At 65.1% G+C, this 23789-nt stretch carries 20 protein-coding genes and 1 tRNA gene; 13 read left to right on the forward strand and 8 right to left on the reverse strand.

Translation table 11 applies throughout. From position 1 onward, the window contains the following. The 3 genes from ABQY64_RS07510 to ABQY64_RS07520 all read left to right on the forward strand — a co-directional run bounded on the left by ABQY64_RS07510 (window position 1) and on the right by ABQY64_RS07520 (window position 3239). A complete protein-coding gene (locus ABQY64_RS07510) occupies window positions 1-1194 on the forward strand; it encodes an efflux RND transporter periplasmic adaptor subunit (protein WP_024938906.1) in 1194 nt (397 codons plus the stop codon). Between the two features lie 6 nt (window positions 1195-1200). Continuing rightward, window positions 1201-2781: a DHA2 family efflux MFS transporter permease subunit gene (locus ABQY64_RS07515; protein WP_024938907.1), complete on the forward strand. Its 1581-nt coding sequence runs from the start codon at window positions 1201-1203 to the stop codon at window positions 2779-2781. Window positions 2782-3062: 281 nt separating this feature from the next. After that, the gene (locus ABQY64_RS07520) at window positions 3063-3239 is read left to right on the forward strand and encodes a hypothetical protein (RefSeq protein ID WP_228600774.1); all 177 of its coding nucleotides are present in this window, start codon (window positions 3063-3065) and stop codon (window positions 3237-3239) included. A 21-nt stretch (window positions 3240-3260) separates the two neighbouring features. Here the strand turns inward: ABQY64_RS07520 and ABQY64_RS07525 are convergent, their stop codons facing one another. The 4 genes from ABQY64_RS07525 to ABQY64_RS07540 form a co-directional block, all read right to left on the reverse strand. Then, on the reverse strand, window positions 3261-4133 hold the full coding sequence (locus tag ABQY64_RS07525) for a DUF2884 family protein (protein ID WP_349780620.1): 873 nt from the start codon (window positions 4131-4133) through the stop codon (window positions 3261-3263). A gap of 203 nt (window positions 4134-4336) precedes the next feature. Further along, a tRNA-Leu gene (locus ABQY64_RS07530) sits at window positions 4337-4423 on the reverse strand. Window positions 4424-4565: 142 nt separating this feature from the next. Further along, window positions 4566-6803: a beta-glucosidase gene (locus ABQY64_RS07535; protein WP_349780621.1), complete on the reverse strand. Its 2238-nt coding sequence runs from the start codon at window positions 6801-6803 to the stop codon at window positions 4566-4568. A 123-nt stretch (window positions 6804-6926) separates the two neighbouring features. Next, window positions 6927-8696, reverse strand: coding sequence for a M14 family metallopeptidase (locus ABQY64_RS07540; protein ID WP_349780622.1), 1770 nt, complete (start codon window positions 8694-8696; stop codon window positions 6927-6929). Window positions 8697-8988: 292 nt separating this feature from the next. Here ABQY64_RS07540 and ABQY64_RS07545 point away from each other — a divergent pair, with 292 nt between their 5' ends. Beyond that, entirely contained in the window at window positions 8989-10554 is a 1566-nt protein-coding gene (locus tag ABQY64_RS07545; protein WP_349780623.1) for an oligopeptide:H+ symporter, read from the forward strand. A 7-nt stretch (window positions 10555-10561) separates the two neighbouring features. Then, entirely contained in the window at window positions 10562-11170 is a 609-nt protein-coding gene (locus ABQY64_RS07550) for a rhomboid family intramembrane serine protease (protein WP_349780624.1), read from the forward strand. Window positions 11171-11311: 141 nt separating this feature from the next. Here the strand turns inward: ABQY64_RS07550 and ABQY64_RS07555 are convergent, their stop codons facing one another. After that, window positions 11312-11512, reverse strand: a complete 201-nt coding sequence (locus ABQY64_RS07555; RefSeq protein ID WP_102253992.1) for a hypothetical protein — start codon at window positions 11510-11512, stop codon at window positions 11312-11314. A 216-nt stretch (window positions 11513-11728) separates the two neighbouring features. On the opposite strand from ABQY64_RS07555, the gene ABQY64_RS07560 reads away from it, so the two are divergent. The 3 genes from ABQY64_RS07560 to ABQY64_RS07570 all read left to right on the forward strand — a co-directional run bounded on the left by ABQY64_RS07560 (window position 11729) and on the right by ABQY64_RS07570 (window position 13474). Continuing rightward, window positions 11729-12013, forward strand: a complete 285-nt coding sequence (locus ABQY64_RS07560) for a GNAT family N-acetyltransferase (protein ID WP_047126642.1) — start codon at window positions 11729-11731, stop codon at window positions 12011-12013. 48 nt (window positions 12014-12061) lie between these two features. After that, entirely contained in the window at window positions 12062-12907 is an 846-nt protein-coding gene (locus tag ABQY64_RS07565; RefSeq protein ID WP_104573246.1) for a DUF3298 and DUF4163 domain-containing protein, read from the forward strand. A gap of 66 nt (window positions 12908-12973) precedes the next feature. After that, window positions 12974-13474, forward strand: coding sequence for a MarR family winged helix-turn-helix transcriptional regulator (locus ABQY64_RS07570; RefSeq protein WP_039520389.1), 501 nt, complete (start codon window positions 12974-12976; stop codon window positions 13472-13474). A 97-nt stretch (window positions 13475-13571) separates the two neighbouring features. On the opposite strand, the gene ABQY64_RS07575 is transcribed toward ABQY64_RS07570, so the two are convergent. Then, entirely contained in the window at window positions 13572-15770 is a 2199-nt protein-coding gene (locus ABQY64_RS07575) for a M3 family metallopeptidase (RefSeq protein ID WP_172837930.1), read from the reverse strand. Between the two features lie 440 nt (window positions 15771-16210). Between ABQY64_RS07575 and ABQY64_RS07580 the strand changes: the two genes are divergently transcribed. Beyond that, on the forward strand, window positions 16211-16699 hold the full coding sequence (locus tag ABQY64_RS07580) for a glutathione peroxidase (protein ID WP_047128467.1): 489 nt from the start codon (window positions 16211-16213) through the stop codon (window positions 16697-16699). Window positions 16700-16830: 131 nt separating this feature from the next. On the opposite strand, the gene ABQY64_RS07585 is transcribed toward ABQY64_RS07580, so the two are convergent. Together ABQY64_RS07585 and ABQY64_RS07590 are read right to left on the reverse strand one after the other, a co-directional pair. Next, entirely contained in the window at window positions 16831-17610 is a 780-nt protein-coding gene (locus ABQY64_RS07585) for a ferredoxin--NADP reductase (protein WP_349780625.1), read from the reverse strand. Between the two features lie 217 nt (window positions 17611-17827). Beyond that, on the reverse strand, window positions 17828-19708 hold the full coding sequence (locus tag ABQY64_RS07590) for an ABC transporter ATP-binding protein (protein ID WP_228600785.1): 1881 nt from the start codon (window positions 19706-19708) through the stop codon (window positions 17828-17830). A gap of 251 nt (window positions 19709-19959) precedes the next feature. On the opposite strand from ABQY64_RS07590, the gene ABQY64_RS07595 reads away from it, so the two are divergent. The 4 genes from ABQY64_RS07595 (at window position 19960) to ABQY64_RS07610 (ending at window position 23572) form a co-directional block, all read left to right on the forward strand. Next, window positions 19960-21477 (forward strand): fumarate hydratase, encoded by a 1518-nt coding sequence (locus tag ABQY64_RS07595; RefSeq protein ID WP_039528185.1) that lies wholly within the window; start codon window positions 19960-19962, stop codon window positions 21475-21477. A gap of 195 nt (window positions 21478-21672) precedes the next feature. After that, window positions 21673-22098, forward strand: a complete 426-nt coding sequence (locus tag ABQY64_RS07600) for a hypothetical protein (protein ID WP_349780626.1) — start codon at window positions 21673-21675, stop codon at window positions 22096-22098. Window positions 22099-22111: 13 nt separating this feature from the next. Beyond that, window positions 22112-22747: a glutathione S-transferase family protein gene (locus tag ABQY64_RS07605; protein ID WP_039520404.1), complete on the forward strand. Its 636-nt coding sequence runs from the start codon at window positions 22112-22114 to the stop codon at window positions 22745-22747. A gap of 186 nt (window positions 22748-22933) precedes the next feature. Continuing rightward, a complete protein-coding gene (locus ABQY64_RS07610; RefSeq protein ID WP_024938923.1) occupies window positions 22934-23572 on the forward strand; it encodes a carbonic anhydrase in 639 nt (212 codons plus the stop codon). Window positions 23573-23789 lie beyond the last annotated feature (217 nt).

Raw genomic sequence — 23789 nt, forward strand, 5'->3', positions numbered from 1 at the left:
ATGAGCCAGACGACTCCAACTTCTTCCCAACCTGCGCCGGCCGCGCCCAGCAAGCGCCGTGCGGCGCTGCGCATCGTGGCCATTGTGGTGATCCTGGCGATCATCGGTCTTGTGGTGTGGTACTTCCTGGTCGGCCGCTGGCACGAGGACACCGACGACGCCTACGTGCAGGGCAACCAGGTGCAGATCACCCCGATGGTCGGCGGCACCGTGGTCAGCATCGGCGCCGAAGACGGCATGCGCGTGGAACGCGGCCAGTTGCTGGTGCAGCTGGACCCGGCCGACACCGCAGTCGCATTGCAGCAGGCCGAGGCCAATCTGGCCAAGACCGTGCGCCAGGTGCGTGGTCTGTACCGCAGCGTGGAAGGCGCGCAGGCCGAACTATCCTCGCGCGAGGTGAGCTTGCGCAGCGCACGTGCCGACTTCGCACGCCGCAAGGATCTGGCCGCCAGCGGCGCGATCTCCAACGAAGAACTGGCGCATGCCCGCGAGGAACTGGCTGCGGCCGAAGCGGCGGTGAGCGGTTCGCGCGAGAGCTTCGAACGCAACCGCGCGCTGGTGGACGACAGTGCGGTGGCCAACCAGCCGGACGTGCAGACTGCCGCCGCGCAGCTGCGTCAGGCCTATCTCAACCATGCGCGCACCGGTGTCATCGCGCCGGTGTCCGGTTACGTGGCGCGTCGCTCGGCGCAGCTGGGCCAGCGTGTGCAGCCCGGCAGCGTGCTGATGGCAGTGGTGCCGCTGGAGCAGGTGTGGGTGGAAGCCAACTTCAAGGAAACCCAGCTCAAGCACATGCGCCTGGGCCAGGAAGTGGAGCTGCATTCGGATCTGTATGGCGGCGGCGTGGACTACACCGGCCGCATCGAAAGCCTGGGCCTGGGCACCGGCAGCGCGTTCTCGCTGTTGCCGGCGCAAAACGCCAGCGGCAACTGGATCAAGATCGTGCAGCGCGTGCCGGTGCGCATTGCGGTCGATGCCAAGCAACTGGCCGGCAATCCGCTGCGCATCGGTTTGTCGATGAAGGTCGACGTCAACCTGCATGACCAGCAGGGCAGCGTGCTGCCGACCAAGTTCGCCAATGGCGCGGTGTTCTCCACCGACGTGTATGCGCAGCAGTTGCAGGCCGCCGACGCGGACATCCAACGCATCATCCAGGACAACCTGCCTGCGCAGGCTGCGTCCAAGGCGGGCTAAGCCAGCATGTCTTCGCAAGCTCCCACCGCGCCAGGCGGTCCCTCGGCACCTGCGCCCGCTGCCGGTTTTCGCCCGGCGAGCGTGGCGCTGTGCACCGTGGGCCTGGCGATGGCCTCGTTCATGCAGGTGCTGGACACCACCATCGCCAACGTCTCGTTGCCGACCATCGCCGGCAATCTCGGCGCCAGCTCGCAGCAGGCCACCTGGGTCATCACCTCGTTCGCGGTCAGCACCGCGATCGCCCTGCCGCTGACCGGCTGGCTGAGCCGCCGCTTCGGTGAGACCAAGTTGTTCGTGTGGTCGACGCTGGCCTTTACCGTGGCCTCGTTGCTGTGCGGCTTGGCCCAGAGCATGGGCATGCTGGTGGTGTCGCGCGCGCTGCAGGGGTTTGTTGCCGGGCCGATGTACCCGATCACCCAGAGCCTGCTGGTGTCGATCTACCCGCGCGAAAAACGCGGGCAGGCGCTCGCCTTGCTGGCGATGATCACCGTGGTGGCACCGATCGCCGGCCCGATCCTGGGTGGCTGGATCACCGACAACTACAGCTGGGAATGGATCTTCCTGATCAACGTACCGCTGGGCATCATCGCCAGCAGTATTGTGGGTTCGCAGTTGCGCCATCGCCCCGAGCAGTTGGAAAAGCCGCGCATGGACTACATCGGCCTGATCCTGCTGGTGGTCGGTGTCGGTGCGCTGCAGCTGGTGCTGGACCTGGGCAACGACGAGGACTGGTTCTCTTCCGACAAGATCGTGGTGCTGGCCTGCGTCGCTGCCGTGGCGCTGGTGGTGTTCGTGATCTGGGAACTCACCGACAAGGATCCCATCGTCGATCTCAAGCTGTTCCGGCATCGCAACTTCCGCGCCGGCACGCTGGCGATGGTGGTGGCCTATGCGGCGTTTTTCAGTGTGAGCTTGCTGATCCCGCAATGGCTGCAACGCGACATGGGCTACACCGCGATCTGGGCCGGCCTTGCCACCGCGCCGATCGGCATCCTGCCGGTGCTGATGACGCCATTCGTGGGCAAGTACGCGCTGCGTTTCGACCTGCGCATGCTCGCCACCGTCGCCTTCATCTTCCTGTCGTTCACCAGCTTCCTGCGCTCCAACTTCAACCTGCAGGTGGACTTCAGCCATGTGGCCACCGTGCAGCTGGTGATGGGCGTGGGTGTGGCCTTGTTCTTCATGCCGGTGCTGCAAATCCTGCTCTCGGACCTGGATGGTCGCGAGATCGCGGCAGGTTCCGGCCTGGCCACCTTCCTGCGCACCCTGGGCGGCAGCTTTGCCGCATCGCTGACCACCTATCTGTGGGCACGCCGTACCCAGGTGCACCATGCGCATATCACCGAACACATCTCGGTGTATACGCCGGGCATGCAGGAGCAGGTCACCGCGATGGGGCAGGGCGACCTGCAACGCGGCGCAGCCTCGCTCAACAACATGATCAACCACCAGGCCTCGCAGATGGGCTTCAACGACATCTTCTACCTGCTCGGCTGGACCTTCCTGGCGATCATCTTCTTCCTGTGGCTGGCCAAACCACCGTTCGGCGCAGGTGCGGGTGGCGCGGCGGCGGCGGGTGGGCATTGAGCGCGAGTCACAAGGCGCTTGGCCGCTCTAACATCGGCTAAGACAACGACTTCATGCCGGTGTAGTGCAGAGCGGGTGATCTGCGACTTGGCTGCAGGGCCCTTGCCCGCCCACCATCACAGGACACGCCGCAAGTACGTCCGTGTAGGCTCTTACGCGGCATCCATGCCGCGTAAGGTCCCGCGACGGTGGGCGGGCAAGGACCAGTCGGGATGGTCGGTGTGCGTAGTGCTTTTTGAAGCAACCAGCGAACCGTTTGGAGCGGTGAGGGCGCTGTAGCCTTGACCGGTGCAGATGCGGCGATTCGTGTGTTCGCGCTCAATGTGTTGCTGTTTCCGGCGTCCCGCAATGCGCTGGACAGCCTTGCCGAGGCGTATGAGGCAAGCGGAGATCTCGCCCGTTCGAGCGCCATCCGGCAGGGCATCAAGGACATGCCCGCCCCGCCCGGGAAACGATGATTCGACCGAGGGCGTGAGGTCTCAGCTGTTTGTTGCTGGTTGCAGCCCGACTGCCCGGTTCGGTGGCGCGTCGTCGGTGTTGGACTTCGGTTCGGCATGCTCGGTGTCATGGCGCGGCATGTCGTCCTGCAGGGGCGCGAGCAGTTGCAGCGGCTTGCCCTGGTAGCGGAACTCGAGCGCGTCCTGTAACTGACGCAGTGCTTGCACCTGGGTGCACAGCGCGTTGGCACTGGCCTCGATGGTGGATGCCTGGGCATCCAGCCTTGCATCCAGTTGGCCCTCCATCTGTTGGGCGCGTTTGTCGATTCCGTCCGAACGCCCGGTGACGATCTGCCAGAGCATGTGGCGCGCGATGCTGCCCTTGAATTGCTCGGCTTCGTGTTCGACGTAGTTTGCGAAGTTGCCGCCGAAGGCCTTCTGCTCCCAACGCCCCTTGCCCAGGGTGCCGTCGACATACGCGCGTGCGCGTTTGCGCAGCCGTTCGATCTTGCGGGCGTTGAGCGCACTGCCTGTCATGACCTCGATGACACCGCCGAGTGCGTCGTAACTGAGGTCGATCACCTGATGTGCAATGCCGGCAACCTGCGGCATCAATGCGCGGGTGCGTTGTTCCATCTCCCAGAGGCGTCGTGCATCGGCCGTGCTGGTCTGCTGCAGCTTGTGGTCGATGCTCAGTTCGCCGCCGTGGAAGAAAATTTCGCGTGGCCAATCGCTGTCGCGGTAAAGCCAGATGCCGCCGCTGTCGGCGAGCACATTGAATGGTGTGCCCAGACCGCATTGCTGCGAAGACACCTGCGCGCGATGGCGCGGGGCATCGTGTTTGTCGGTCTGCTGTGCCCGTGCATGCGGACTGGCAACGGCCGGCAGCAGGGCAAGCCAGAGGAGGATGCGCATGGAGCGTGCTGCCGTCGTGGAGGCGTTGCGCATGGTCGCTACAGCGGCAACAGCTGGTCGCGTGTCGAAAGTCATTGGCGCCGCACCCTTGCGACGCTGCCGATCTGCAGACATCACCGATGCCGCACACCATCGTGTAATCGCATCGCCCAGACGCAAAAAACCCCGCCTGAGCGGGGTTTTTTACGATCTACCGTGAGTCGTGGTGCCCAGGAGAGGACTCGAACCTCCACGAAGTTGCCCCCGCTAGCACCTGAAGCTAGTGCGTCTACCAATTCCGCCACCTGGGCGACTCAGGAGGCGAATTGTGCAAGTTGCGCGCGACGCTGTCAACGCATCCGGCACAAATTTTTCGTGGTGGCCGGTGTCTGCTGGCGAAAGGAGAAGACGGCGTGGCGGACATGCGTACTGCATGCCCGCCACCACACCGGATTACGGCAGCTGCGCCGCCTGCAAGCTGACCTCTGCACTCTGCACCGGTTCGCTTGCCGAACGCGCCAGCTGCACGCGATAGGTGCCAGCGGCAATCGTCCAGTGACGCGCCTTGGCATCGAAGTCGGCCAGCGTCTTGGGTTCGGCGATCACCTGCACGGTGCGCTTTTCGCCCGGCTTGAGTGTGAGCTTCTGCCAGCCGATCAGGCGCAGCGGGGTGGCATGGCCGTCGGGCAGGGTGACGTAGAGCTGCGGCACGGCGGCGCCTTCGCGCTGGCCGATGTTTTCCACCTCGAAGTTCGCCGTGAGCTGGCTGCCGTTGGCTTCCACGCGCAGCCCGCCCATGCGGAACTGCGTGTACGACAGGCCATGGCCGAACGCATAACGCGGGGTCAGCTTGCGCGCGGCGAACCACTTGTAGCCGACGTTGGCGCCTTCGATGGCGTAGTCGATGCTGTCTTCGCCCGGCTTGGCCGGCTTGAAGCCCAGGCCCGGGATCGAGGGACGCGGCAGCTGCGATTCGTCCACCGGCCAGGTCACTGGCAGATGGCCGGACGGATTCACTGCGCCGGTCAGCAGGTTGGCGATCGCCTCACCGCCGCCGATGCCGGGATACCACGCCTGCAATACCGCCGGCACGCGCTCGGCCCAGGGCATGCGCACCGGGCCGTTGGTTTCCAGCACCACGGTGGTCTTGGGGTTGGCCTTGGCCACCGCATCGATCAAGGCATCCTGGTTGTCGGGCAATTGCATGTCCGGCAGGTCCACCGATTCGGCCGACCATTGGGTGGCGAATACGATCGCCACATCGGCGGCCTTGGCCGCGCGTGCCGCGGCAGCGCGGTCCTTGCCGTCGACATAATCGATCTGCACGTTCGGCAACGCGGCGCGCAGCGCCTGCAGCGGCGAGGACGGATGGATGATCACCGGGCCGGGCCAGGTGGTCGGATTGAGGCCGGGTACGGCGTTGCCACCGTTGATGGTGTAGTCCACACGCGAGGAACCGCCGCCGGACATCACGCCCTTGTCGGCATACCCACCGATCACCGCGATGCGGTGCACGTCGCTGGACAGCGGCAAGGTGGCCTGCTCGTTACGCAGCAGCACGCTGCCTTCCTCGGCAACATGCTGCGCGGACAGCTGCCCGGCCTTGCCGTCGATCGGCTGGCGCTGGGTGGGATGATCGAACGCGCCATGCGCGAACAGGCTGCGCAGCACGCGCTTGACCATGTCGTCGAAGCGCGCGCGCGGCACCACGCCGGCCGACACCGCCATGCGCAACGGTGCGTCGAAGAACACCGCCGCATCGAACACTTCGCCGGCCGATTGCTGATCGAGTCCGGCCAGGGCCGCCTTGGAGCCGCTATGCACGCCGCCCCAGTCGGACATCACGTAGCCAGGGTATTTCCATTCCTGCTTGAGTACCTGGTTGAGCAGGTAATCGTGCTCGCAGCCGTAGATGCCATTGATCTTGTTGTAGGAGCACATCACAGAGGCCGGGTCGCCGATTTTCAACGCGATCTCGAACGCCAGCAGGTCCGATTCGTGCATCGCCTGCTCGCCGATCTCGGCGCTGTGGAAATTGCGTCGCGTCTCCATGTCGTTGAGCGCGTAGTGCTTCATCGTTGACAGCACATGCTCGCTCTGCACGCCGCGGATAGACTCGCCGACCATGGTGCCGGCCAGCAGCGGGTCTTCGCCGGCATATTCGAAATTGCGTCCGTTGCGCGGGTCGCGCTGCAGGTTGACGCTGCCGGCCAGCAGCACGTTGAAGCCCTGCTGCCAGGATTCGCGGCCCATGGTCTTGCCGCCGGCATAGGCCAGCTGCGGATTCCAGCTCGACGCGGCCGACGGGCCGGACGGCATCGCGGTGGCGAAGTCGCCCTTGCGGATGCCGCCGGGATTGGTCACGCCTACGCCGGCATCGGCCAGTTGCTGCGCCGGGATGCCCAGCCGTGGGACGCCGGGAACATAGCCGGCCGAGCCCAGCGCGCCCTCGGGCTTGGGAATCTTGTCGGTGCCCAGGCCGAAGTAGCTGCGCAGCATCTGGAATTTTTCGTCCTCGCTCATCTGCGCGAGCAGACGGTCGGCGCGCTGGTCCGCGGTCAGCGCGGTGTCCATCCACGGCTGCGCTGCGGCGGCGGTCTGTGCGCCGAGCGGGGCGGCAAACGCGGTGCCGACGCCAAGGGCGATGGCCAGCGCGAGATGACGTGGCCTGGAGGGTGTAAACGGTTTCATATCGAGGTGTGGCACGGGTGGTCCTTGTGGTGCGGTTGCAATCAGGGGAGGGCACCGCAGTGCCCAGGTTCGAAAGGCGCGCGTACGCGCCGAATCAGGTGCTTGCCGGAAGCGGGCGCCGCCTCAGAACTGGGTCTGTGCCGTGCGTAGCACCGGATACAGGCGGTAGCGCTCGTCCCAGGAGGAATGCAGGCGAGCGAAGAATTCCAGGCGTGCCTTCGGGTCGGCCGCGAAGGCCGCATCGCTGGCCAGGCGCTGTTCGAATTGCGCCTTCACTGCCGGGTCGCGCTCGAGCAGGTCGCGCGCGACCTCTTCGGCGACGTAGTCCTCCATGTATTCCTTGCGCTCGAATGCGGTGTTGAACAGGCCCCATTGCAGCAGCGAATCCGGCGCCTGCGGTTCCAGCATCGCCATCACCAGGCGCGACCTGGCCTGGGCGATCGGCACGAACAAGGAGCCGGCCGGCACGGTGCGGGTTTCATCGCGCCATTGCCCGGTGATCTCCAGGTTCTGGTGTCCTTCGTTGGAGCGCGCGGCAAAGGTTGCCTTGTCGGCGCGGAAGCTCTGCACCGGATGGGCGGCAGTGGTGGCAATGGTGTCGAAGGCGATGCCGTGCAGGCGCAGTTTCTCCGCCACCAGCGCCGCTTGCGCGGCAGGCACCAGGTAGCCGCCGCGTGGCGCATCGACCACCACGTCCGGCTTGATCTGATCGCGTAACGGCACCTTCCAGAGTTGTGGCCTGGTCTCGTCGTAGCGCGTCATCAACGCGCCGGAAATCGGCGAGGGCGTACGCGTGTAGGCGTAGCCACGGAAGGCAACGGTGCGTGCGGCCGGGCCGGCAGCGAAGCTCAACGGCTCCATCTCGCCGGCCAGCCTGGTGGCGCGCTGATCGGCCGCCAGCGCATCGGCGCGCCAGCGGGCGCCGTTGCGCGCGGCCTGCTGCAGCACCGACACGATGGCGTTGCGGGTGACGCGTACGCGCACCGGGTAGGTCTTCCACGAATGCGTTTCCACCAGCATGCCGAAGCGGTTGCGCAGCAGGAAATAGCCATGCGAAAAACGCGGCGGCGACACGTCGTCGGCAAAGCCCGAGGTCGGGTCGTCCTCGTGCACGAACGAGGGGTAATACGGCAGCGGCAGCGAGCCCTGTCTGGACAGGTCGGCAATCACTGCATCGCGCCAGCGCGCGCCGTCGCGTTGCAGCGTGGCATCGCCGGCGTGCACGGGTTCCACCTGCACCGACACGTCGTGCTCGAACTTGGCGCCATCGGTGACGTGCAGGTCCACATACATCAGCGGATCCCACTGCTGCACCAGCCGCAGCATCGCCTGCATTTCCGGCGCGTCGGCCTTGAGGTAGTCGCGATTGAGATTGAGGTTCTGCGCGGTGGTGCGCCAGCCCATTTGCTCGGGGCCGCGCTGATTGGGCCGGTTCCAGGCGCCGAAGCGCTCATGGCCGTCGACGTTGAACACCGGCACGAACACCCAGACCAGTTTGTCGAGCACGCCTTTGCCGGTTTTGCCATCCAGCAATTCGCGCAGGGCCAGAAAGCCCGCGTCCTTGCCGTCGATCTCGCCGGCATGGATGCCGCCTTGCACCAGCACCACCGGCAACTTGCGCTGCGCAGCGCTGTCGGCATCCAGTGCGCCGCTGGTGGAGACGATCAGCGCCTTCATCGGCCGGCCTTCCGGGGTGGTACCGAACTCGATGCAGCGCACCGCCTGCGGGTAGCGCTGCGCAAAGGCATCGCAGAGCGCGATGACTTCATCGTAGCGTCCGGTTTGCGCAAACCCGCTGCGCTCGGCCTGGGTAGTCAGCGGGTCGGCGGCCAGTGCGGCAGGGGCGGTGGTCAGCAGCAACAGGCTCAGGGCCAGGCGGGTGAAGCGGGGCATCCAGCGGTCCAGTGTTCCAGGAAAACGTTTGCAATGTAGCCGAGCCGGCGCAGCAGGCCAATCTGCACTGCGTCATGACTTGCGTGTGATCGGCGTGGTTGCGGCGTACCGACAGCATTTTTCGGCACGCCTGGGCCTGACGACGTGTCAGGTGCACCGCAACGGCGGCAACGAGCGCGGCGGCGTCGATGCATGCAGCGGTGCATCCAAGGCCTTATCCCATGGTCGCGATGGCGGCCAACCGGCGGCCGCCGGTACGATAGCGCGTGTTTTCTGCTCGACCGGACTGCCCTTGACCACTTCCACCTTGCCGGGCCCCACTGCCGGTGCGCGGCTGCCGCGCCAGATACCCTTCATCATCGGCAACGAAGCCTGCGAGCGTTTCAGCTTCTACGGGATGCGCAACATCCTGGTGCAGTTCCTGATCACCTCGCTGCTGTTGCAGGAGGTCAGCGGACCCGGCCGCGAGGCCGAGGCCAAGCACATCCTGCACAGCTTCATGATCGGGGTGTTTTTCTTCCCGCTGCTCGGCGGTTGGCTGGCCGATCGCTTCTTCGGTAAATACAACACCATCCTGTGGTTCAGCCTGGTGTATTGCGCCGGGCATGCCTGCCTGGCCCTGTTCGAAGGCAGCCGCAGCGGCTTCTTCCTCGGGCTGGGTCTGATCGCGCTGGGTGCGGGCGGCATCAAGCCGCTGGTGGCCTCGTTCATGGGCGACCAGTTCGACCAGTCCAACAAGCACCTGGCCAAGGTGGTGTTCGACGGCTTCTACTGGATCATCAACTTCGGCTCGTTGTTCGCCTCGTTGTTGATCCCGCTGGCGCTGAAGAACCTGGGCCCGGCGTGGGCGTTTGGCATTCCCGGCATCCTGATGTTCGTGGCCACGCTGGTGTTCTGGCTGGGCCGCAGGCGCTATGTGCGGGTGCCGTTGCCGCCGAAGGACCCGCACGGCTTCGGTGCGGTGGTGCGCACCGCATTGCTGACACAGGCGCCGGGGCAGGGCCGTCCTGGACTGATGCTGGCAGTGGTGTCGGTGCTGCTGGCGCTGGCCTGCTTCGCGTTGGTCGACCAGCTCGGCATCGTCATCTGCCTGTGCATGGCGCTGGTGCTGTTGCTGGCCGGCATCGGCGGCGGCACCTGGTGGCAGCTGGAGCGTGCGCGCGGCATCCATCCCGATACTGCGGTCGAAGGCGTGCGCGCGCTGCTGCGGGTGCTGGTGATCTTTGCGCTGGTCACGCCGTTCTTTTCGCTGTTCGACCAGAAGGCCTCGACCTGGGTCCTGCAGGGGCGCGAGATGACGATGCCGGCCTGGTTCACCGCCTCGCAGATGCAGGCGCTCAATCCGCTGCTGGTGATGCTGCTGATCCCGTTCAACAATCTGTTGCTGTATCCGCTGCTGCGACGTGGCGGCTGGGAGCCGACAGCGCTGCGCCGCATGACCTGCGGCATCGCCTTCGGCGGCCTTGCCTGGATTGCGGTCGGTGCCATCCAGATCAGCATGGACGGCGGCGAGCCGATGCATATCGCCTGGCAGATCCTGCCCTATGCGCTGCTGACCTTCGGCGAGGTGCTGGTGTCGGCCACCGGGATCGAGTTCGCCTACAGCCAGGCACCGCCGTCGATGAAGGGCGTGGTGATGAGCTTCTGGTATCTGACCACCACGGTGGGCAATCTATGGGTGCTGCTGTCGAACGTGGCGGTGCGCAACGCCACGGTGACCTCCCACATCGCCGATACTGGGCTCAGCGAAGCGGCATTTCTGATGTTCTTCTTCGCGGCCTTCGCGTTCCTGGCGGCACTGGCCTTCGGCCTGTACGCGCGCGGGTATCGCATGGTCGACAATTACCGTTCTGCCTGAGGTCCGCATGATTACCCTGATCCTGATCGCCATCACCGGCATCGTCTCGTGGATGGCGTTCAACAACCGCAAGCTGGCTGACCGCCTGATCCTGTGGCCGCCGGCGCTGGACAAGCACAAGCAGTACGACCGCCTGGTCACCTACGGTTTCATCCATGCCGATCTGGGCCACCTGGTCTTCAACATGATCACGCTGTTCTTCTTCGGCCGGGTGATCGAAAACGTGATGACCCAGCTGACCGGCAGCGTGCTGACCTATCCGCTGTTCTATCTGGCGGCGCTGGTGGTCTCGATCCTGCCCAGCTATCTGAAGAACCAGAAGAACCCGAACTATCTCAGCCTGGGCGCCTCCGGCGCGGTGTCGGCGGTGTTGTTCGCCTTCATCCTGCTGCAGCCGTGGACCATCATCCTGGTGCTGTTCGTTCCGGCGCCGGCGATCATCTACGCGGTGTTCTATGTCGGCTACAGCCTGTGGATGGACCGCCGCGGCGGCGATCGCATCAACCACAGCGCGCACCTGGCCGGTGCCGCGTTCGGCGTGATGTTCATGCTGATCATGGAGCCGCGCGTGCTGCAGGTATTCCTGGAGCAGCTATCCAATCCGCGTTTCGGCTGATCGGTTGGCAAACCGAGCGCTGGCCGCCGGTGGGCACGCGCGGTTAGGTCGACGGTGTCGGGAAGAGCGGGCCGCCTTGGGCGACCGGACCAGGACCCTCGCGAGTGCGCGCGTGGTCCTGGGCAGTGATGCGATGCCGGCTCAGGCCGCGTCGCGTTTCTGGTCGCCAGCGACGCTGCCGGCGGGCACCGACCCGTAGGCCTGCTGCAGGCGCTGGTACACCGTATCGTTGAGCTGCGCGAAGTCGGGGTTGTGGGTGTCGCCCTTGATGGCGAACTGGAACAGGCCTTCCAGCAGCGAGCTATCGCTGTCTGCGCTGTGTCCTGCCGAATCGTTGTGCATGCGGTGACTCCTCGTAGGTAAGGCGAAGGCGTCGGCGGCTCGCACCGGCCCGGGTGCAACGGGCGCCTTCGGCTGAGCTATCGGCGCGGTGCGAGCGAACTTAAGTGCCGGTTCGGCAGGCTGCGCGGGCGGTCACAGCATCGATTCATTTTCACGCAGGCGCGGCGCCGCGCTGGTCACACTGCTGACCATCGTCACTGCCTCGTGCAGACCACCATGGAGGCAGCGACAGTGCAGGCAGACCACGATTCCACGCAGCAGCTCTTCAGCGTAGACACCGATGGACAACATGCCGAGCTGGCATACCGTCTGGAAGGTGAGCGCATGACCATTACGCATACGCATGTGCCCGACGCGATCGGTGGACGCGGCATTGCCGCAGTGCTGGTCGAGGCTGCCTTGGCCCATGCGCGCCAGCAGGGCTACAAGGTCGTGCCTGCCTGCAGTTACGCCGAGGCGTATATCCGGCGGCACCAACAGTTTCAGGATCTGCTGGCCTGATAGCCGGCAGCGTGTCTTTGCAGATGTATCGATGGGGAGCAGGTGGGAATGGGGCGGTTGTCAGGAGTGAACGCAGTCCGGGGCTTGCTGATGCTGGCCGTGTTGGCAGGATGTACGCAGCGCGAGCCGACGACGGCCGAATCGGCACAGCCGGCAGCTGACGCAACCGCTGCCGCGGCACCGCCGGCCGAGCCCGTGCTGGTGCAAAGCGGCCCGCTGGAGGATGTGATCGAGCAAGCACCCGCCTACATGGTGGGTATCAGCTATCCGCGTGGGCTGGACGCGTTTCCCGAGCTGAGCGCACTGATCCGCAGCTATGCGCAGGCAGCACGCGCCGAACTCATGGAGGCGGTGTCCGGGCTCGGCAACGACAAGCCGGCCGCACCTTACGAGTTGTCACTGGCGTTCGAGACCGTATTGCAGACACCGGACCTGATCGTCGTGTCCGCGGACGGCAGCCGCTATACCGGTGGTGCGCATGGCGAGCCGTTGGTGGCGCGCTTCGTCTGGCTGGTCAAGGAGCGCAGGCAATTGACCGCGCAGGCCTTGATTCCGGACCCGGCAGGCTGGGAAAAGATCGGGCGCGAGGTGGCCGTGCAATTGCACAACGCCGCCACCCAGCGCGTGGAAGCCGATCGCGTGCCGGTCGCAGAACAGGCCGAGCAGGTGGCCTCGGCCGATCGCATGATTGCCGAAGGCACTGCCGCGCAGGTCGACAACTTTGCCCAGTTCGTGCCGGTGCTCAATCCGGCCGGTCAGATCACCGCGCTTCGGTTCGTGTTTCCGCCCTATCAGGTGGGGCCGTATTCGGACGGCACGCAAACGGCCGAGGTCGCTGCCTCGACATTGTTGGCGTCGGTCGCGCCGGAATATGTACATCTCTTCGCACGCTGAGGTGTCACCCCGCAGATGATGTGATTGAATGGCTTGGCCATTCAGTAATGTAATCAAACGGGTGATATGAGTAGTTTCGATCCAACCGCAAGTCGCGTGGACCACACCTGTGTGCGCTATCCGGCGTTTCCGCGTGAACCAGCCGTCCTGGTGCGGCTGATCAAGCATCTCTACAAGCGACTGCATACGCAGGGTTGTGTGCGTCTGAAGCCATACGGCATCAGCCCGCCGGAATACGAGATTCTGATGATGCTCTACGGCACCCCGGAGCAGGCGATCACGCCTACCGAGGTGGCCGAGGCCGCCAGCGAAAAGCCGGCCAACATCACCCGGCTCACCGACCAATTGTGCGAGAAGGGCTTGATCGCGCGTGGCAGCAGCCCGGACGATCGGCGCAAGATCATGCTGACCTTGCAGCCGGCAGGCCTGGCGTTGATCAACAGCCTGCTTCCCGACGCCTGCACGCTGCTCAATGCAGAGACCTCCAGCATCAGCGATGCCGAGCAAGTGCGGCTGGAAAAGCTGTTGAGGAAATTGCTCGACGGGGTGGATTCGGTCGAGCTCTGAGCACGGCGTCTGCGGCTCGCGCAGCCCGCTTCATCGCGACCATCAAAAACGCCGCCCGGATCGCTCCGGGCGGCGTCTTGGTTTCAACGCGGTGCGATTACGGCTTGGACTGCGGCGCTTCCGGCGTGGCGCCATCGCCACCTTGCGCACTCAGGCCGCGCTTCTCGAGCAGGGGCTCGATCTGCGGCGCATGGCCGGCAAAGTTCTGGAACAGTTCCATCGCATCGACGCTGCCACCGCGCGAGAGCAGGGTCTGACGGAAGCGATCGCCGTTGGCGCGGCTCAGCCCGCCGTGTTGCTTGAACCACTGCTGGGTGTTGGCGTCGAGCACTTCCGACCAGATGTAGGCGTAATAGCCGGCCGCGTAACCGCCCATGATGTGGCTGAAATACGGGGTCTTGTAGCGCGGCGGCACCGGCGCGTAGGCGATGCCGTCCTGCTGCAGGGCCTTGGCTTCGAATGCCATCACGCCTGCTGCGTCGGGCACCTGGCTGGCGCTGATCTGGTGCCAGTTCTGATCGAGCATGGCCGCACCCAGATACTCGGTGGTGGCAAAGCCCTGGTTGAACTTGGAGGCGGCAATCACCTTGTCCAGCAGCGCCTGCGGCATCGGCGTGCCGTTCTGGTAATGCTTGGCGTAGTTCTTCAGGATCGACGGCTCGTCGGCCCACATCTCGTTGACCTGCGAGGGGAACTCGACGAAGTCGCGCGGCACGCTGGTGCCGGAGAAATACGGGTATTTGACGTCCGAGAACATGCCGTGCAGCGCATGGCCGAACTCATGGAACATGGTGGTCACTTCATCCCAGGTCAGCAGCGTCGGCTGGCCGGCCGGCGGCTTGGGGATGTTGAGGTGATTGGCGACCACCGGCTTGAAACCGGTCAGCGCCGACTGCGACACGTAGGAGTTCATCCAGGCGCCGCCGCGCTTGGATTCGCGTGCGTACATGTCGGCGATGAAGATCGCCAGCTGCTTGCCGTCGGCGTCGAACACGTCATAGACGGTGATGTCGTCGCGGTAGGTCGGCAGGTCGGTGCGCTGCTTGAAGGTCAGGCCGTATTCCTGATTGGCCGCATAGAACACGCCGTTTTCCAGCACGTTCTTCAGCTCGAAGTACGGCTTGAGCTGGGATTCGTCGAAGTTGTACTTGGCCTGACGCACCTTCTCGCTGTAGTAGGCCCAATCCCATGCTTCGAGCTTGAAGGTCGGCTTGCGCGCGGCCTTCTGTTCCTTGTCGATCATCGCCTGCAGATCGGCCGCTTCGCGCTTGGCATTGGCTACCGCCGCCGGTGCCAGCTTGCCCAGCATCGCGTTGACCGCTTCCGGCGTCTTGGCGGTCTGGTTTTCCAGCGAATAGGCAGCGTAGGTCGGGAAGCCGAGCAGCTTGGCCTTGTCGGCGCGCAGCTTCATGATGCGCGCCACCAGCGCGGTGTTGTCGTACTGGCCGCCGTGGCTGCCACGCGACACCGAGGCGTCGTAGATCTTCTTGCGCAGTTCGCGATTCTTCAGCTGCGTCAGCGGCGGCTGGCCGGTGGTGTTGAGCAGCGCGATCACGTACTTGCCGTCGAGCTTGCGCGCCTTGGCGGCTTCGGCGGCAGCGGCAATCTGCTCTTCGGACAGGCCATCGAGCTGCTTGACGTCATCGACGACAACGGCGGCGGCATTCACTTCGGCCAGCACGTTCTGGCTGAAGGTGGTGCCCAGGTTAGCCAGCTCGGCATTCATCGCCTTGAGCGTGGTCTTGTCGGCATCGGAGAGCTTGGCGCCGTCGCGTACGAAATCGCTGTAGTACTTCTCGACCAGGCGCACGCCCTGGGCGTCCAGGCCCAGCTTGCTGCGCTGGTCGTACAGCGTCTGGATACGCGCGAACAGCTTGCCATTGAGCGAGATCGCATCGCGGTGCGCGGCGAACTTCGCCGAATAGTCGGCCTGCAGTTTCTTGCGCGCATCGTTGGTGTCGGCACCGACCAGGTTGAAGAAAACCGTGGTGGCGCGATCCAGCGTGGCGCCGCTTTTTTCCAGCGCGATGAGGGTGTTGTCGAAGCTCGGCTTGGCCTTCTGGTTGGCGATCTTTTCCACTTCCTTCAACTGCTCGGTCATGCCGGCGTCGAAGGCGGGTGCGAAGTCGCTGTCCTTGATCTTGTCGAACTGCGGGTAGTGCAGCGGCAGCGTGCTGTCGGCAAAGAAGGGGTTGGCTTGGGTGGCGGCCTGCGTGGTGGCGGGTGCGGCGATGCTGTAGGACGGCATGGCAAGTCCCAGGGAAGCGGCCAGGGCAAAGGCGAGACGGGTGGTCAAGAGGGTGGCTCCAAAGTGCGAACCGCCGAGGCTACCCCAGCCGGGCCGGACAGGCGTGTGACAAAAGGCATGGCTGCAAGGTCATTGCGATGCCATCAGGCGGGCACGAGCAGTGCTGGTCTTGTGGGCACATGACCGATGACACCACGGGCGCGCAGCCGCCGGACCGGCGCTGCCGGCATGCGCTGCGGCGTGTTCCACTCGGCTGCATTCCGGATGCTCGGCGGGCAGCGAGGTCTCGATCGGTCCGCCTGACGGATGCTGGCCGGTAGCGCGCCGTGTCAGCGGCCGGCAACGGCCGGGACCAGCGGGAAGGGCCAGCTGGCTGCAGCGACGGATCCGTTGAAAAACGCCTCTCCCAGCTGACACGCTCGGCGACCGCGATGCGACACTGCCGGCTGCTGGGTTACGCTGCCCATCTCGCACACTTCAGGGCAGCCATGAGCGATATCTCCACGTTCGAATTCACCGACCTGGAAGGCCGGCCCCGGTCGATGCGCGATTACGCCGGCAAGGTCGTGCTGGTGGTCAATGTCGCTTCGAAATGCGGCTTTACTCCGCAGTACGCAGGCCTGCAGGCGCTGTGGCAGCGCTATCGCGAGCGTGGTCTGGTGGTGATCGGGTTTCCCTGCGATCAATTCGGTCATCAGGAGCCGGGCGATGCCGCGCAGATCCGCCAGTTCTGCTCGCTCGATTACGCGGTGGATTTTCCGCTGGCCGAGAAGGTCGAGGTCAATGGCAGCGGCGCGCATCCGCTGTGGCAATGGCTCAAGCGCGAACAGCGCGGCGTGCTGGGATCGGAAGCGATCAAGTGGAATTTCACCAAGTTCCTGATCGGCCGCGATGGCACGGTGCTGGAGCGTTACGCCCCGACTACCAAACCGGAAGCGCTGGCAGCAGATATCGAGCGCGCGTTAGTTGAATCGTAGGAGCGCACCTGGGCGCGATGAGGCATTACCGGCAACGCTTCATCGCGCCCAGGTGCGCTCCTACGACAGTGCATGCCGGCGTCGCGGTCTGCGTAAACGCCGCATCGCGCCAGCGTCTCACGCGCGCCGCATCACTTCTCGACGAAGGCGCGCTCGAACACGTAATGCCCCGGCGTGCCGATGCGCGGCGAGGTCTGGAAGCCACGTGCATCTAGCAAGCTGCGCAGGTCGGCCAGCATCTGCGGGCTGCCGCAGATCATGAAGCGGTCGTTGGCCGGATCCAGCGGCGGCAACCGGAGCGTCTGCTGCATGCGGCCATCGGCCATCAGCTCGGTCAGGCGGCCCTGGTTGGCGAACGCCTCACGCGTGACCGCCGGGTAGTACAGCAACTTCTCGCGCAGGATGTCGCCGAGAAACTCATGCTGCGGCAGCTCGCGCTCGAAGTAGTCGCGATAGGCCAGATCCTGCACGAAGCGCACGCCCTGGGTCAGGATCACCTTGTCGAAACGCTCGTAGGTTTCCGGGTCCTTGATCACTGACAACCACGGTGCCAGGCCGGTACCGGTGCCCAGCAAATACAGGTTGCGGCCCGGGTGCAGGTCGCTGATCAGCAGCGTGCCGGTGGGCTTCTTGCCGACCAGTACCTGGTCGCCCGGTTTGATGTGCTGCAGCCGCGAGGTCAGCGGGCCATCGGGCACCTTGATGCTGAAGAACTCCAGATGTTCTTCCCAATTGGCGCTGGCGATCGAGTACGCACGCAGCAGCGGCCGCGTCTCGGTCTCCAGACCGATCATCACGAACTGCCCGTTCTCGAAGCGGAAACCGGCATCGCGGGTGGTGGTGAAGCTGAAGTAGGCATCGGTCCAGTGACGGACCTCAAGCACCGTTTCGGCGCCGAAAGCGGAAGACATACCGGTAAGTGTCGTGGGAAGAGTACCCGGCAATTCTACCTCAAGCCGGCCAAATGAGAGGGGCTCTCATTTGGCTGGGAATGGGGAATAGGGAATAGGGAATCGGTTCAGCTGCATAAGGATCCCGGAGGCCCCCGGGGCAAGACGCTCAGCACCGATCAGACGCCGGGAACGCCGCCTTTAACGATTCCCGAATCCCGATTCCCGAATCCCCGCCTCACCGATACCCCGCCGCCTGCAACTCGAACAGCTCTGCATAGCGCCCGCCCTGGGCCATCAGTTCGGTATGGGTGCCGTTGGCCTCGATGCGGCCCGCGGCCAGCACCAGGATGCGGTCGGCCATGCGCACGCTGGAGAAGCGGTGCGAGATCAGCACCGCGGTGCGGTTGTCCGACAGCTCCTTGAAGCGCTGGAACACCTCGAACTCGCTGCGCGCATCCAGGGCGGCGGTGGGTTCGTCCAGGATCATCAGCTGCGCATCGCGCATGTAGGCGCGGGCGATGGCGATCTTCTGCCATTGCCCGCCGGACAGGTCCACGCTGTTCTTGAAGCGGCGCCCGACCAGTTGGTCGTAGCCATCGGGCAGGCTATCGATCAGCTCGCCGGCCATCGCACGCTGCGCAGCGGCGCGGATGCGCGGCGCATCGTCCATCGCATCGACCTGGCCGACACCGATGTTCTCGCCCACGCTCAGGTGGTAGCGCACGAAGTCCTGAAAGATCACGCCCAGGTTGGCGCGCACATCGTCCAGGTCGTAGTCGCGCAGGTCGCGGCCATCGAGCAGGATGCGGCCTTCGTCCGGGTCGTACAGCCGCGCCAGCAGCTTGACCAGGGTGGTCTTGCCGGCGCCGTTTTCGCCGACCAGCGCCAGCACTTCGCCGGCACGCAGTTCGAAATCCAGATGCCGCACCGTCCACTGCTCGGCGTCGGGGTAGCGGAAGCCCACGTCCTCGAACACGAAGCCCTGGCGGATCGGTCGCGGCACCGGCAGCGCGTTCGGGCGCGAGCGGATCTCCGGCACGATGTTGAAGAACGAATACAGATCGTCCAGATACAAGGCCTGGCCGGCGACCTGCGAGAACCCGATTAGCAGGCCTTCGAGTAACTGGCGCAGGCGCAGGAAACTGCCGGCCAGGAAGGTCAGATCGCCGATGCTGAAATCGCCGCGCACGGTGCGCCAGGCGATGTAGCCATAGGCCATGTAGTAGCCCAGGGTGCCAAGCGCAGCCAGCAATGCGCCCCACAACGCACGCTTGCGCGCCAGTGCGCGATTGGCCTGGAAGAACTTGTCGGCCAGCCGGCGATAGCGTGCGATCAGGAAGCGGTGCAGGTTGAGGATCTTGACTTCCTTGGCGGTCTCGACGCTCGCACCGACCTGGCGCAGGTAGTCGAGCTGGCGCCGCTCCGGTGTCCACTGGAAGTTGAGCGAATAGCCCAGTGCATTGAAATGCGCCTCGCCGATGAAGGCCGGGATCAGCGCGATCGCCAGCAGCAGGATCAACCACGGCGCGTACACCACCAGGCCCACCGCCAGGCTGACCACGGTGATGGCGTCCTGCACCTGGCCGAACAGCTGGCTCATCAGGTTCATGCGGTTCATGGTCTGGCGCCGCGCGCGATCCAGCTTGTCCTGCCGGTCGGGGTCTTCGAAGTCCTCCAGATCCAGCTGCGCGGCATGCTCCATCAGGCGCACGCTGGCGGCGTTATTGAACAGCTCCGACAACAAGGCATCGGCGTAGCCGACCAGCCGGCCCAGCAGGTCCGAGCCGATCGCCAGGGCCAGTTCCAGCGCCAGCAATTCCAGCAGCCGGTTCAGCCGGCCGCTGCCCAGCGCCTGCGTCAGCGAGTCGAAGGCCGGCGGTTGACCGACCAGGTGGATGGCCTCGTCGATGATCAGTTTGCCGATATACAACGAGGCCACCGGCATCAACGCGCGCAGTACGCGCAAGCCGATGCTGCTGGCGCTCAGCCAGCGGCTGGTCTGCCAGATCTGGCGCAGGAAGGGCGGCAGGTTGCGCAGCGCATCCAGGCGCTCGCGCAGGGTGGGGCCGGTACGGGGAGCTGCAGGCGCAGAGGCGCCGGAACGGGAGGCTGACATCGGCTTAGTGTGCAGCGCCACGTGTCGGCGCGGGGTGTTGGAGGTGCGCCGCGCCCACGGCGGACTGCGTGCGCTGCCGACTGCACGCGTGCAAGACAATGCGGTCGCTTGCCTGCAGCGCGCCCATACCGCAGGGCAGCCCCGCGCGCGATCGCAGGCCCGATCAATCGCCTCGATTGACGCAACGCCCGGACACGCCGGGAGTTTCGACTAAAATGGCCGGATTGCCCCCGCCAGCCGTAGAGCCAGCCGTGACCTCGATCAAGCAGGAAGACCTCATCCAGTCCGTCGCCGACGCGTTGCAGTACATCAGCTACTACCACCCGGTCGACTACATCAGGAACCTGTCCGCTGCCTACGAGCGCGAAGAGTCGCCGGCGGCCAAGGACGCCATCGCGCAGATCCTGATCAACTCGCGTATGTGCGCCGAAGGCCATCGCCCGATCTGCCAGGACACCGGCATCGTCACCGTGTTCCTGGAGATCGGCATGCAGGTGCGCTGGGACGACGCCACCATGGGCGTGGAAGACATGGTCAACGAAGGCGTGCGCCGCGCCTACAACCACCCCGACAACAAGCTGCGCGCCAGCGTGCTGGCCGACCCGGCCGGCAAGCGCACCAACACCCGCGACAACACCCCGGCGGTGGTCAACACCAAGATCGTGCCTGGCCACCATGTCGAAGTGATCGTCGCGGCCAAGGGCGGCGGTTCGGAGGCCAAGAGCAAGTTCGCTATGCTCAACCCGTCCGACTCCATCGTCGACTGGGTGCTCAAGACCGTGCCGACCATGGGCGCCGGCTGGTGCCCGCCGGGCATGCTCGGCATCGGCATCGGCGGCACTGCCGAAAAGGCCATGCTGCTGGCCAAGGAAGCGCTGATGGAGCCGATCGACATCGTCGACCTGCAGGCGCGCGGCGCGTCCAATCGCGCCGAAGAGCTGCGCTTGGAACTCTACGAAAAGGTCAACGCGCTCGGCATCGGCGCGCAGGGCCTGGGCGGCCTGACCACGGTGCTGGACATCAAGGTCAAGGATTACCCGACCCATGCGGCCAACCTGCCGGTGGCGCTGATTCCCAACTGCGCCGCCACCCGCCATGCGCACTTCACCCTGGACGGCAGCGGCCCGGTGATGTTGGACCCGCCGTCGCTGGAAGACTGGCCCAAGCTCACCTATAACCCGACCAACGCGCGCCGGGTCAACCTGGACACCATCACCCGCGAGGAAGTGGCCAGCTTCAAGCCGGGCGAGGTAGTGCTGCTCAACGGCAAGCTGCTGACCGGCCGCGACGCGGCGCACAAGCGCATGATCGACATGCTCAACAAGGGCGAAACCTTGCCGGTCGACTTCACCAACCGCTTCATCTACTACGTCGGCCCGGTCGATCCGGTGCGCGATGAGGTGGTCGGCCCGGCCGGCCCGACCACCGCCACGCGCATGGACAAGTTCACCCGCCAGATGCTGGAGCAGACCGGCCTGCTGGGCATGGTCGGCAAGTCCGAGCGCGGCGATGCGGCGATCGAGGCGATCCGCGACAACAAGGCCGTGTATCTGATGGCGGTCGGCGGCTCGGCCTATCTGGTGTCCAAGGCGATCAAGGCCGCACGCGTGCTCGCATTCGAAGACCTGGGCATGGAAGCGATCTACGAATTCGAGGTCAAGGACATGCCGGTCACCGTCGCGGTGGATTCCACCGGCGAATCGGTGCACAAGACCGGCCCGCGGCAATGGCAATCGCGCATCGGCAAGATTCCGGTCGTGGTCGAATAAGTAACCCTGGAACGGCGACGCACTTGCACTGCGTCGCCGTTTTCAGTTTGGGCGCTGCGCGTGCCTGCTGTTCGCGCGCTGCCTAATGTGCTGGAAAAAATGCATGCATGCGTGTCCCACGTAGGGTGGCGGGACGGCCCAACAGGAACGGGCTATGCTCGGGGCGTACATGCCGGCACCCTCAGGAGAACAGGAATGCTCCGTCTCGTCTGCCTCGCCTTCCTGGTGTGCGCTAGCCTGCCTCTGGCAGCGCAACAAAAGACCCAGCCCACCGTGCTGTTTCCGTCCGGCAACTATGCGCCGCAACCCACCGCGCCAGTACCGTTTGCCGAGAAAAAGCCGCTCAAGCCCAGCGACACCGCAACGCGCTTCAACGGCCCCTCGGCGATGGAGCGCTGCATCGCGCAGTGCAACCGTCGCGCCGCGCAGTGCGCCGCCGACCGGCCCAGCGAAAGCAGCTGCCGCATGGCGGTTGCACCACGCGGAAAGAGCTGCGACGCAACCCAGAATCCGGCGCAGCGGGCCAATTGCATGGCCCAGCTGTTTGATTGCACGCAGCAGAGCGATGTCAATCGCTGTGAACCCCGCAAGCTCGCCTGCTTGCGTTCCTGTACCAACTGACGAAGGAGTTTGCATGACCACCACGCTGTACCACGCCCCCAGCACTGCCGCACTGGTCGTGCATTGGTTGTTGATCGAACTCGATGTGCCGCACGTACTGCATCCGCTGGACTTCGACCGGCGCGAGCAGAAATCGCCGCAATATCTGGCGCTTAATCCGGCCGGCGTGGTGCCGACGCTGGTGCTCGACGGACACGTGCTGACCGAGGCGGCCGCGATCGTGCTGCATCTGGCCGACCTGCATCCGCAGGCCGGGCTGGCACCGCCGCTCGGCACTCCCGAGCGCGCGGCGTACTACCAGTGGATGTTCTTCTGCGCCAATACCTTGCAGCCGGCGTACCGGGCCTGGTTCTATCCGGACGAGCCGGCTGGCGCCGCGCACGCGGATGCCGCGCAATCCCAGGCACGCGCCAGACTGGAGGCGGCCTGGGCGCGGGTCGATGCACACCTGCAGGCCAATGGCCCGTATCTGCTCGGGCAGACCCTGTCGGCGGCCGATTTCATGCTGACCATGATGATGCGTTGGTCGCGCAACATGCCCCGGCCCAGCGACACCTGGCCGGCCTTGCAGGCGCATGCGCAGCGAATGAAAGCCCGCCCGGCATTTCAGGAAACCTATCGCCGCGAAGGTCTGACGGACTGGACCTGAACCGAAGGGCGCGGGCCGCGAAATCGTGTCGACACAAGCTCCAGTCGCGCCGTGGTGCCGCGCCTGGCGCGGTGTACGATCGCCAGACAACCAGAGAGCAGGGGCTCGTCCATGTCGCATTCCGCATCCCGTCGAAAACTGCTGCAATGTGCCTGTTGTGCGCCGATCGCGGCCGCCGCCGCGTCACTGCCGTTCGCCGTCGGCGCGGCGCCGTCGAAGAAGACCGATCTCAATGCCGAGCAGGCATTACAGGTGCTGCGTGACGGCAATGCCGCCTTCGTGGAAAACCGCCCCAAGAAGGTCATTTCCGACAGCAAGCGCCGTCTGGAACTGGCGCTGGGGCAGACCCCGTTCGTGATTCTGGTGTCGTGCTCGGATTCGCGCGTGCCGCCGGAACTGCTGTTCGGCCGCGGCCTGGGCGAGATGTTTATCGTCCGCAATGCCGGCAATACCGTCGACACCACGGCACTGGGCTCGATCGAATACGCGGTCAGCCAGCTCGGCGTGCCGCTGGTGGTGGTGATGGGCCACGAGAGCTGTGGCGCGGTCGCCGCGGCGGTGTCGGTGGTGGAGAAGAACGCATTCTTCCCGGGCGCGATCGGCGCGATGATCGAACCCATCGTCCCGGCCGTGCTGACCGCCAAGAGCAAGGGCGGCGACGACCTGTTGGCGGCCTCGGTCAAGGCCAACGTCAAGCGCACCGTCGACCGCCTGCGTGGCGCGTCCGAGCCGGCGCTGCTCGAACCGCTGCGCGCAGGCAATGTCCGCGTGGTCGGTGCGTACTACACCTTGAAAGACGGCAAGGTTGATTTCTTCGACGTCTGATCGCTGCCAAAGCCGTTTCATGAAGACAGCGCAGGATGATCTCCTGCGCTGTCTTTTTTATATGAGCGGAGGGTGCGGAGCAGCCTAGCTGTCAGCGCTGCAGAACTTGGAGCGACTATCAAACTGCTGCGCTTACCGCCAGGCAGGCGTGAGCCGTGTCCGGAACCTGCATGCCACGCATGCACTACGATTCCTGCGCGCCCAGCTGACGGCTGCT

This window comes from Xanthomonas sp. WHRI 7065 (genome assembly GCF_040203115.2).
Classification (GTDB): Bacteria; Pseudomonadota; Gammaproteobacteria; order Xanthomonadales; family Xanthomonadaceae; genus Xanthomonas; species Xanthomonas arboricola.

Coding starts and splice junctions, on each gene's coding strand:
- ABQY64_RS07510 (WP_024938906.1), top strand. CDS start 1: ATGAGCCAGACGACTCCAACTTCTTCCCAACCTGCGCCGGCCGCGCCC.
- ABQY64_RS07515 (WP_024938907.1), top strand. CDS start 1,201: ATGTCTTCGCAAGCTCCCACCGCGCCAGGCGGTCCCTCGGCACCTGCG.
- ABQY64_RS07525 (WP_349780620.1), bottom strand. CDS start 4,133: ATGCGCATCCTCCTCTGGCTTGCCCTGCTGCCGGCCGTTGCCAGTCCG.
- ABQY64_RS07535 (WP_349780621.1), bottom strand. CDS start 6,803: ATGAAACCGTTTACACCCTCCAGGCCACGTCATCTCGCGCTGGCCATC.
- ABQY64_RS07540 (WP_349780622.1), bottom strand. CDS start 8,696: ATGCCCCGCTTCACCCGCCTGGCCCTGAGCCTGTTGCTGCTGACCACC.
- ABQY64_RS07550 (WP_349780624.1), top strand. CDS start 10,562: ATGATTACCCTGATCCTGATCGCCATCACCGGCATCGTCTCGTGGATG.
- ABQY64_RS07555 (WP_102253992.1), bottom strand. CDS start 11,512: ATGCACAACGATTCGGCAGGACACAGCGCAGACAGCGATAGCTCGCTG.
- ABQY64_RS07560 (WP_047126642.1), top strand. CDS start 11,729: ATGGAGGCAGCGACAGTGCAGGCAGACCACGATTCCACGCAGCAGCTC.
- ABQY64_RS07565 (WP_104573246.1), top strand. CDS start 12,062: ATGGGGCGGTTGTCAGGAGTGAACGCAGTCCGGGGCTTGCTGATGCTG.
- ABQY64_RS07570 (WP_039520389.1), top strand. CDS start 12,974: ATGAGTAGTTTCGATCCAACCGCAAGTCGCGTGGACCACACCTGTGTG.
- ABQY64_RS07580 (WP_047128467.1), top strand. CDS start 16,211: ATGAGCGATATCTCCACGTTCGAATTCACCGACCTGGAAGGCCGGCCC.
- ABQY64_RS07585 (WP_349780625.1), bottom strand. CDS start 17,610: ATGTCTTCCGCTTTCGGCGCCGAAACGGTGCTTGAGGTCCGTCACTGG.
- ABQY64_RS07590 (WP_228600785.1), bottom strand. CDS start 19,708: ATGTCAGCCTCCCGTTCCGGCGCCTCTGCGCCTGCAGCTCCCCGTACC.
- ABQY64_RS07600 (WP_349780626.1), top strand. CDS start 21,673: ATGCTCCGTCTCGTCTGCCTCGCCTTCCTGGTGTGCGCTAGCCTGCCT.
- ABQY64_RS07605 (WP_039520404.1), top strand. CDS start 22,112: ATGACCACCACGCTGTACCACGCCCCCAGCACTGCCGCACTGGTCGTG.